Consider the following 10,177-nt stretch of genomic DNA (forward strand, 5'->3'; position numbering starts at 1 on the left):
AATATATGTGCTCCCGGACATATATAACAATCATAGTATTCATCATATGCGAATTCGTGTTTTCCGAAAAAGCCTTCTTTGGTCTTGGGACGGGTATATGGAAAAAGTGGTTGAATTCCATCTTCCAACAGCTGATGGGCGATTGTCGGAGTTTTATATCCTGCATCTGCAACTACCATCTGCGGATTCAGTTTAGATATCTTATCGTATAATGCTTTAAAAGTACGACTGTCATGCTCATTACCAGGATGAAGAGACAGCGTCTTTTAGAACTGCTTCAGGAAAAAACTAACCATTAGTTAATTGGAGTTTGCAGGAATCCATCATATACTTTATATATGATGGGTTTCTTTATATTTGTGAAAAATAAAAGAACAGGAGGAACGCATATGAAGAGAAAAACATTTACATCAATTATGATCCTTACACTGACCGGAACTGCTTTTGGAGTAATACCATGCAATTTCACATTTGCAGAAGAAACAGAATATGCTCAGGAAGAGAATGACGTGGATTTTGCCAAAATTGCAGGCATATGGCGAAATGAAAATAATTCCGGTGAAGAAATCCTTACGCTGACAGAAGATGGAATGTTTGTATATCAGATGGAAGAAGACACGGTACAGGGATATTTGAAGTATACAGATGAGTATGGGGACGGGAATGGCAGATATGATATGTTTAACAGGGTTGGCATCTGGATCGCCGGATTTTATCTTGATTCCGAAACCAGTCTTCATATGGGAAATGTAGATGGAGCGATTTTTTACAAAGAATCCAATGAAGATGCGGATGCTGCTGAGTCTGAAAGTGAAAATGTATATGAAAATCCTTCTGTTTATGTGCTTATGTCATCTAAAAGGTATACTGGTCTGCAGCCGCTTTATAATGATTCCAACTGGGAAGGCGGTTATTTTTACTCAGATATGACTGCAGACGGAATGACCGTAATTGTCAACTGCAGTGCAAAAAATGATGCTGTTTCAGATAAAGATGAGAAGGAAATCAGGAAGAAGTTTGCGGAACTTGTCAGCGCCTGCGAGATATCAGGTTATAAAGAAAAGAAAAACAAAAAGCTTACAAAAAAATTCAGTTATCCGGTGTATAATCTGAGCTTTAAAACTGGTGCAAATGAAGATACCTGTCTGTGGAAAATGGTTTATATCCAGACGGATGACAATACCTATGGCTATGCATATAAGATGAATATAGACTGGGCAGACGAAATGCTGGAGGAGTATAAAAATGCAATCAATTCTTTGGAATTGACAGAAATTTTTAATATGGATAATACAGGCAATAACACAGGCACAGGAACGGGCACTGGCACAGAGTATGATCCAAGTGCAGAAGGGCAGAGTCTGGAAGTGTTTATTGCGTATTTTGACAGTTGGTATCAGTATGGAGATCTTAATGCAATGAATCTCAGGCTTTATGGAGAAGGAACCTGGGAAATTTACAATTCCAGAAATACAGATGGAAGCGGAGGATATCTTTTTGACAGTGGAACTTTTGAAACTTCCGGAACTACGGCACTGCAGCTTTTTTCTTTGGATGGAAATCATGTGGCAGATGTCAGCCTTGACGGAAACGGAGATCTTTTTATTTATCCGGTTCAGGAAGGATATGGAAATATCTATGCAGAAGCTGCCTTTTCAAGAGAATCTGATTCGATTGCTTATGAAGCACAGACAGCGGGAGATGATTATGTAGAGAACAGTGATCCGGGAGATGGTGATTACTTGGGAACTCCCTATTACTGGTATGATGGAGAAGGAAATGTAATGTATTTTGACGGTGTGGAAGACTTGTATATGGGAACGGATGATGTGTTTTACATTGATGAGGAAGGACGCTTATGTCAGTATTAAAAGTTGAGGAGGGAATCTCAGATGAAAAAAAGAAAGATGTTATCCTTCATTCTGATGGGATTGTTTCTGTTACAGTCAGCATTGCCTGTCGCTGCTTCTGAACCATTGACTGAGGAAGAAAGTCTGATAGCAGAACTGAATCAGGGTGATACTTTGGAATTACTGTTTTTTGGAAAAACCATTTGGAACGATGAGGAAAAATATGAGGATCTGAAAGACATTATTTCTGAAATGCTGCTGGAGTTTCTGATTAATACAGGAGCAGCAGATGAAGAAACACAGTCGGAAGAGATAAAAGACCTGATTGAGTACGCTTATGAAATTGGAATTTCCGAAGATGTTTTCAGCATTGCTGCAGATAGCGTAGGAGTGGACCCCCAAAGCTACCAGGATGCAGTGCAGAAGGTTTTTCGAAGTCAGGCTCTGAAAAATCTGGATGAAGAGTTCCTTTTGCTGGAAGCCGGAGGAATTCCGGAACTTACATTAATGTACAAGGATGAATGGTATGGAGAACGGACGGATGACAGCAGAATTGCCCTGGCTTCTTCCATTCTGGAAGTTCTGGAAGGAATGGGACAGGAAACGAAAGGTTATAATGGAAATACACTGGCACAGGCAATCAATGACAGGTATGATGAGGATGCAGGGGACAGTGTGTTGTATCTGGCACTGGATATTTTGCAGGAAGAGGATTACTATTATACCATGATCAGCGGTGTTATGGCCTGTCTTGGAGATATCGAATAGTGTGAAAGCAGATGTTCTGTACCTTCTAATACTGCCTTGAATCATCTTTAATAATGGTGGCGTGCTGTCCTGTGATCTGGGTATAAATCTGTTCAAAAAGAGCGGGAATGTCCACGTCATTATTTAAAGTCATAATAGAAAACCAGCACTGAAAAAAGTGGCCAGACATGCGAAAATTACTTTGCACCATCTTATAAAATAGACAGTTCTAAGAGAGGGAGGGTGTGACTCATACCGAGTCACACCCTCCCCAAATTTTTTACCATAAAAAGAAAAAAAGATGGCTAACGACAACCATCTTTCTCTCCGTTACATGTTATAAAGTAATGTTATTGACCTCATGAGATGTCACCGACTTGCTCACATGAATTGTCATCAGACTGTTTAACTTCCTGTCGCCAGTCCTTATAGGGTTGCCGCCTGTATTCAGGTGGCGATAAAGTTTATGTAGTCATGGTTCCAAGCATTTCATGTTCTACAACATACTTAATCATATAATCATCAATCAGAGAAAGGCTTCAGATACCACAGCTGCATCAAGGAATTATAGTTGAAGACCAACCAACAGAAGAGGCTGACTCGGATAAAGATGATAATGAAAACCAGGGGGATTTTTCAGAAGAAATTGAAGAAGAGAATCCTGAATCCAGTTCACAAAATGAAGATTATCCGGGAGAGGATGTAGTTGAAATCATAAATCTGCAGGGAGAAACAACAACTGTTTATAAGTTAGTGGATGGCCGTTACATGGGTCGCACTAATACTGTCTATATTTATGATGGAAAAGACACATAGACAGATACAAATGGTGTGGAGTGGAATCAGGAAGTGAAGTAAAAAAAATGTGAGTAGGAGGGGAACTCATATAGCAGTAGGTTATTAGTGAAGATCTTCCAGAGCATGGAGAAAGAAAGGATAAGGTAACTATAGGGTTTCTTACGTATTTTTTTGCTCCTGTTTTCTGAAAAGTGACAAAAATTTTTAAAAAATGCTTATAATATAGGACGTATTCAAAATTTGACTATTAAGATTTAGAATGAAAGTGGTTATAATGACGAGGAAAAATAATTTTTAAATATTTTCATTATAGCTATTGACTATATAGCTACTATATACTGTATACTTTGGTTCATGAAGAGAGAAAAACAGATCACATGTATGAAAATCATGGCCGCTGTGGCGGTCTGCGCGGCTGGCGTTGCGCTTTTAGTTCTGGCAGACTGGGGATTGGATCCCTTGACGAATTTTGAATATGCCTTATCCCGGAAACTGCATATTTCGTTGGGGAAAGCCTCGATGCTGTTTGAAGGGCTGACCTTTTTCCTTTTCTTTTTTTCGAATCGGAAGCTGGTAAAATTTGGCTCTTTTGCATTTTGTTTCGGGATAGGTCCCTGTATTGATTTCTGGGGATATGTGTTTGGTTTTCTGGAAGGGCAGGGAGGATTTGCTTTTCGTATGGGCTGCCTCCTTTTAGGAAGCCTTTTGATCATCCTTAGTTTTGCTTACTACATACCGCTGAATTATGGCTTGCAGTCATTGGACATGTATAGTGTGTCGATAGCTTCTCTCTTAAAAAAACAGTATGGAGTGGGTCTGACGATTACATACTGTACATTGATTTTGCTGGCCGCATTGCTGGGCGTCCGACCGGGAGTCGTCACATTTGTGGCTACATTTGCTTATGGAGCTGCGATTGACGGCGTCAGAAAGCTGTTTAAATGGTAAATATAGATTATATTTTAAAATTATATTTTAAGGTAAAACCGTTGGAAAGGAGGACATGAAAAAATACGGATTTGCCGGTTTTATCAGTTTACATATCAGACTGAAACAAATAATAATAGTGATGTTAGGGAGGAAATATGAAAATCACAGGATTAGATATCAGTAAAGTACCATTTTCAATGAGAAAGTCCTATATGGCAGTAAATTATTTGTTTGAGGATTATTATAGCGGATATACAAGCTGTACAGGTTTTTCGAGTAATCTGGATAAAATGCCATTCGTGTCTACCCCTGGATTGTATCTGCGTTCTGTTTGCACAAAGGGACAGAATAACAATATGGAAATGATTCGTTTCATTCCACTGTATAATGGAGAAGAGGTTCCCTACGAGATACATGCAGGATATGAGAAAGTGGAACTTATCTGTCAGGAAGGGAAAATAGCATTTTGCTATGCGGATGAAAACAGACTGCTTATCAGAGGTGAAGGTGAAAAACTGGGATTGCGTCTGGATTGCGTTATAGAAGGCCGCTCCAGTTTCCTGGTTCAGATTCCGGTAAAGGGCGGAAGAAGCTATCATAAACTGACAAATCATATTTCATTTGATAATTACGGAATATTTACATCCTTGGGAACTGTAAAAGTTTACCAGGAATGGGAAGCAGATCATCTTTTGAACACCGCATGTCTGTATGATATCACAGCAGAAGACGGTGCGTTTCAGTGTATGATCAAGGAATTACGCACATATGTCTGGGCGAATGTGGAAAAAGAAGGCTGTGTTGATTTTGAACAGACGGTACGCAATACAAAAAATGCATTTGATGAGTTTTGCTCAAAGCTGCCGGAGGTTCCCCAAGAGTACAAAGAGGCACAGAAACTGGCTACATATCTCTGTTGGTCTGGTTCTGTAGCTGAACGTGGATATCTGAAACGAGAATCCATTTATATGACAAAAAATATTCTGTGCGCTGTATGGGCATATGAAAGCTGGCTGATAGCGGCTGGTTTGTGTGAGACAGACAGCGAACTTGCATACGATCAGTTAATGACTATGCTGGATAGCCAGGACGAGTTGGGAGGAATTCCTAATTTCAAAGGCGAAGGAATGGAAAGCTATGAGGCCAGTATGCCGCCAAATCTGGGCTGGATCGTGATGAAGATGCTGGATAAAATCCAGTTTACGAAAAAACAGCTGGATGAAATATATGACAAGATGAGAAAATACACTTACTTCTATCTGAATCATATGGATGAACAGGAAAGTGGTGTGTTTGAGTATCATCACGGATATGACGCGTGCGGAGACGATGACACAGTTTTCCGTAAGGAATTGAATATTTTGAGCCCTGATTTGACAACTTTAATGATCTTACAGATGGATTGCCTGGCAATGCTTGCTGAGAAGCTGGATAAGAAGGTTGAGGAGAAACAGTGGAAAGACCTGGCTGACAGGAGTCTGAAAGGACTGATTAATACGTTGTTTGACGAAAAGAATCTGCCATTTGCCAGAAATAACATTACGGGCGAGAGAATTTACGCTCAAAGTCCGATCCTTTTTACTCCTTTGATGCTGGGAGAACGTCTTCCTTTGGAAATCAGAACCAGTATTATAAACGAGTTGAAAAATGGAAAGTACATTACAGAATACGGGTTGGCATCTGAAAGCCTTGACAGTAAATATTATCATGCAGACGGATTCTTCCGTGGGCCGATTTGGTTTACCATGACACTTACGCTGATCGAAGGACTGACGAAGTGCGGTGAGCAGGAGATGGCGGATGACCTGACCGTTAAATATTGTAATCTGATACGCAACGGAGGCTGTGCGGAGTGCTATAATGCAGAGACTGGAGCACCATTGAATAACAAGGGGTATACATCTACAGCAGGGACATTTTTGATACTTTTACATTATTATTTGAGATAAAGGAGAAAAGTATATGAAACAGAAAGCTGGAAAATTATCATTTATAATACTTGCCATGACTATGACAATGGGGTTGATGACAGGCTGTTCGGGAAAGAGCAGTGAGAAGAGTGAGAGCAACGATGATAAAATTACATTGAATGCAATCAGCTTTATGGGAGAAGATACGAAAAGAAATGGGTTCAATAAAGTAATAGAAGCTTATGAGAAAGCTAATCCCGGCGTAGAGATTAAAATTCAGAACCTGGATTACGGAACCTTTACTACAACGCTTCAGACTAGAATTGGAGCCAATGACGCACCGGATTTGATTTTCGGAACAGCTATTTTGAATCAGGAGTTGGTAAAATCCGGGCAGATAGAGATTCTGAATGATTATGATATTCTGGATCAGTTTACAGAGGATCAGCTGTCCTGTATGACAATAGAGGGCAATACCTATGGTGTGCCGTTGGACAGAATGGTAATTTGTGCCTTTTACAATAAAGATATGTTTGAAGAATATCATGTGGAAGTGCCTTCAACATTAAGCGAGTTTTACGAAGTGTGTCAGACTTTTGAGGAAGCGGGAGTTACTCCGTTTATCCGTCCTTACAAGGACGCAGCGTATATTCAGTATGATTTAGACACTCAGTTATATCCGATTATTGACAAAATAGATGATGTTGGTTTCTTTACGGATCTGGAATCTGGGAAAACGTCATTTTCTTCTTCAAAGGAAATGAAAGAAGCTTTGGAGTTATTTGCCAAGAGATTGTCTTATTTGTCGGGAGACGATTTAGGAACCGACCCGGCTGTAAGCAGTCAGCTGTTTGCGGCGGGAGAGAGTCCAATGTATATCAATGGAAGTTGGACAGTAGGTGATATTCTGGCAAATAATCCTGATGGAAATTTTGGAATTTTTGCTGTTCCGATTTCAGACAACGAGGATGAAAATAAGATGTATGCGGCGGTTGACGATGCCTGGATGGTAAGTTCTAAGAGTAAGCACAAAGAAAACGCAATTGACTTTTTGAAATTCTTAACATCTAAGGAAGGCCTGCAGATATGGTCGGAAAATGCGAAAGCAATCCCAATTAACGGCATGGAGGTAAAGAGTCTCGATCCGTTGCTTCAGGAGGTTTCGGAATATATCCAGTCGGGAAAGATTGTCAATGTTGATAAATACGTATTCTTTTCCGGAGAGGCTACAGACAAATTTAATAAGAATATGCAGTTGTTTGTAAATGATCCAGATGTGGAAAAAACACTGAAAACACTGGATTCTGAATTCCAGATTCAATAAATCAACAGAATAGGGGGAAACGGAATGATAAGAAATTTAAAAAATTCATCAAAGCGAAAGTTGTGCAATGTTCTCTTCCTGCTTCCGGCCTGTATTGTATTTGCAGTTTTTGTGCTGGTTCCGTTTCTTCAGGGAATTCCGCTGTCACTTTATCAGTGGGACGGATACAGTGATACAAGAACTTTTGTAGGTCTTTCAAACTATTTACAGGTTTTTAAGGATCCGAATATAACGGAGGTTGTGGGAAATACATTGTTCTTTACATTGCTCTATCTGATTGGCTGTAATGTGATAGGGTTGCTTCTGGCACTGCTGGTGAAGAAGACGTCAAAGCTGAATGCAGTGTTGAGAACGATTTTCTTTATGCCTTTTGTACTTAGTATGATTCTTGCAAGCTTTATGTTTACATATATATATTCGGATGTATTTTATGCATTACTTGGAATTAAAAGCTTTTTGGGCAATGTAAACTATGTAAATCCGGCAATTGCGGCGATTGCAATCTGGAAGGATAGCGGTTACTGTATGATTATTTACATTGCTTCATTGCAGATGGTGCCGAATGAGTATTATGAAGCTGCAAGGATAGAAGGGTGCAGTGCAATCAAGTCATTTTTCAATATCACAATGCCGTTGATTGTTCCGGCGTTTACAGCTAATATCACGTTGATTCTTGCTTGGGGAATGCAGGCATTCGACTATCAGATGGCGGCCACCGGAGGAGGGCCAGGTCATGCTTCGGAGACAGTGGGAATGTATATTTATAAAAATATATTCGTTTACCATAATGCGGGATATGGCCAAGCAATTGGAATTCTCTTGACAGCTGGGCTGGCGGTTCTGACCGTTCTGCTGACCAGTTATCTGCGAAGAAAGGAGGTCGAGATGTGATGTCAAAAGTAAAGACAAAACAAATCGTCATTAGCATGGTTGCGATTCTATTTGCACTGATTATGCTATCTCCATTTTACATTGGAATCATTTATTCCTTTAAGACAAAACAGGAAATTACACTCACGGGGCTAAGCCTTCCAACACATTTTGATTTTCAGAATTATGTGGCGGTTCTGGAGGATGGAAGTTTTTTTAAAGGAATGCTTAACAGCATTTATACTACGATTCCATCTGTTATCCTGCTTATGATTATATGTCCTATGGCTTCATATGTGTTTGCCAGAAATAAGAAAAGGATTTATAATGTTTTATATTCCTTATTTCTGGTTGCAATGCTGATACCATACCAGTCAGTGTTGCTTCCGATTTATGCAGATATGAGAGACTGGGGAATGTTAAACACATTTGCAGGCAATGTATTTGTGAAGGTAGGGTTTCAGCTCTCCCTGAGTATTTTGATCTGTACAGGATTTGTAAAAGGGATTCCGAGAGACCTGGAAGAAGCAGCTTATATAGATGGGATGGGATATTTCGGAACCTTTTGGCGGATTGTATTTCCATTGATGAAATCTGTGCTGATATCCATTTTGATTATCAATGCATTATTTGCATGGAATGATTTTCAGTTGTCCACAGTAACACTCATCAGCGAGGAAGTACAGACGCTTCCGCAGTTGCTGTACCGATATTTCGGCGTACATTCTGTAGATTTGAACCAGGCATTCGCAGCGTTTAACCTTGCGATGCTTCCACTGATCATTCTCTATCTCTTGTTGCAGAAATATATTACGGACGGAGTAATGGCTGGATCTGTGAAAGGCTAATTCCGGGAAAGGCATAAAAGTGGTTAGAAATTATATAAAGCCAGGAGAATTTGCGAAAATGGTAGGGGTGAATAAGCAGACGTTGCTGTACTATGATAAAATTCATCTGTTTTCACCTGAATATGTAGACAATCTGGGATATCGTTATTATACATTCACGCAGCTGGATTGTTTTTATGCCATAATGACTTTGAAGACTATCGGAATGTCACTGGAGGAAATAAAAGAATACTTTGATACAAGGGACGCCGAAAGAACAGCAAAGCTTCTGCAAAAAGGCATTTTGGAAACAAAGAAGAAAGTTGCGGAGCTTGTTACGTTGTCCAGAGAAATGAATAAGAGGATTGAGTTGCTTGAAAAGGCAAATCATGTGACCTGTGGGAAAATATACATAGAGCACCATGAGACGCAATACCTGTACTGCACGAAATATATTTCCATGGATGCAAAGGAAATCGAGAGACAAGAAATCTATGGAAAGATGATTGGGTATCGTGTTTTGCATCAGCTTCACTGTGGACCGGCGATCGGAGGAATGGTGGAAAATAAATTTCTGATGAATCCGGTTGGCAATACTACGCTGTATTGCAGGTATTATACCATAGTAGACGAGCCTTGCGAGGAAGATACTGAGGATGGTGAATACCTGGAAAAACCAGAGGGAAACTATCTGGTTCTGTATTATAAGGGAGCGTATGATACTACCTATAAGGCGTATTCCCAGATATTGGAATATGGGAGAAAACATCATTTTCGGCTGGGAGAGTTTTCTTATGAGGAAAGCTTTATTGATGAGGTGTCTGAGAATAATCCGGATAATTACGTGACCCAGATTACCGTTCCGTTTCAGTTTGAGTGAGGTAATACTTTGTAAAGCTGTTTGCTTTAGAGCAATCGGGG

8 protein-coding genes and 1 pseudogene are annotated in these 10,177 nt (G+C 39.8%); 8 read left to right on the plus strand and 1 reads right to left on the minus strand.

The window, feature by feature from the left end; translation table 11 throughout:
* Nucleotides 1–257: pseudogene (locus tag OCV61_RS11405) on the minus strand (transposase); the annotation flags it as partial.
* Between the two features lie 132 nt (nucleotides 258–389).
* Between OCV61_RS11405 and OCV61_RS11410 the strand changes: the two are divergent.
* The 8 genes from OCV61_RS11410 (at nucleotide 390) to OCV61_RS11445 (ending at nucleotide 10,136) form a co-directional block, all read left to right on the plus strand.
* A complete protein-coding gene (locus OCV61_RS11410) occupies nucleotides 390–1,871 on the plus strand; it encodes a hypothetical protein (protein WP_158421938.1) in 1,482 nt (493 codons plus the stop codon).
* A gap of 21 nt (nucleotides 1,872–1,892) precedes the next feature.
* A complete protein-coding gene (locus OCV61_RS11415) occupies nucleotides 1,893–2,618 on the plus strand; it encodes a hypothetical protein (RefSeq protein ID WP_158421939.1) in 726 nt (241 codons plus the stop codon).
* A gap of 1,158 nt (nucleotides 2,619–3,776) precedes the next feature.
* The gene (locus OCV61_RS11420) at nucleotides 3,777–4,343 is read left to right on the plus strand and encodes a DUF6198 family protein (RefSeq protein ID WP_158421940.1); all 567 of its coding nucleotides are present in this window, start codon (nucleotides 3,777–3,779) and stop codon (nucleotides 4,341–4,343) included.
* Between the two features lie 137 nt (nucleotides 4,344–4,480).
* Nucleotides 4,481–6,274, plus strand: a complete 1,794-nt coding sequence (locus OCV61_RS11425; RefSeq protein WP_158421941.1) for an MGH1-like glycoside hydrolase domain-containing protein — start codon at nucleotides 4,481–4,483, stop codon at nucleotides 6,272–6,274.
* Between the two features lie 13 nt (nucleotides 6,275–6,287).
* Nucleotides 6,288–7,559, plus strand: coding sequence for an ABC transporter substrate-binding protein (locus tag OCV61_RS11430; RefSeq protein WP_158421942.1), 1,272 nt, complete (start codon nucleotides 6,288–6,290; stop codon nucleotides 7,557–7,559).
* A gap of 24 nt (nucleotides 7,560–7,583) precedes the next feature.
* Nucleotides 7,584–8,450 (plus strand): carbohydrate ABC transporter permease, encoded by an 867-nt coding sequence (locus tag OCV61_RS11435; protein ID WP_262582857.1) that lies wholly within the window; start codon nucleotides 7,584–7,586, stop codon nucleotides 8,448–8,450.
* On the plus strand, nucleotides 8,450–9,277 hold the full coding sequence (locus OCV61_RS11440; RefSeq protein ID WP_158421943.1) for a carbohydrate ABC transporter permease: 828 nt from the start codon (nucleotides 8,450–8,452) through the stop codon (nucleotides 9,275–9,277). Before OCV61_RS11435 ends, OCV61_RS11440 begins: the two co-directional genes overlap by 1 nt.
* 19 nt (nucleotides 9,278–9,296) lie before the next feature.
* Nucleotides 9,297–10,136 carry a MerR family transcriptional regulator gene (locus OCV61_RS11445; RefSeq protein ID WP_262582858.1) on the plus strand — a complete coding sequence of 280 codons (840 nt, stop codon included), beginning with the start codon at nucleotides 9,297–9,299 and terminating at the stop codon, nucleotides 10,134–10,136.
* Nucleotides 10,137–10,177 lie beyond the last annotated feature (41 nt).

Origin of the sequence: Blautia ammoniilytica (genome assembly GCF_025566965.1) — a bacterium.
GTDB classification, from domain to species: Bacteria; Bacillota; Clostridia; order Lachnospirales; family Lachnospiraceae; genus Blautia_A; species Blautia_A ammoniilytica.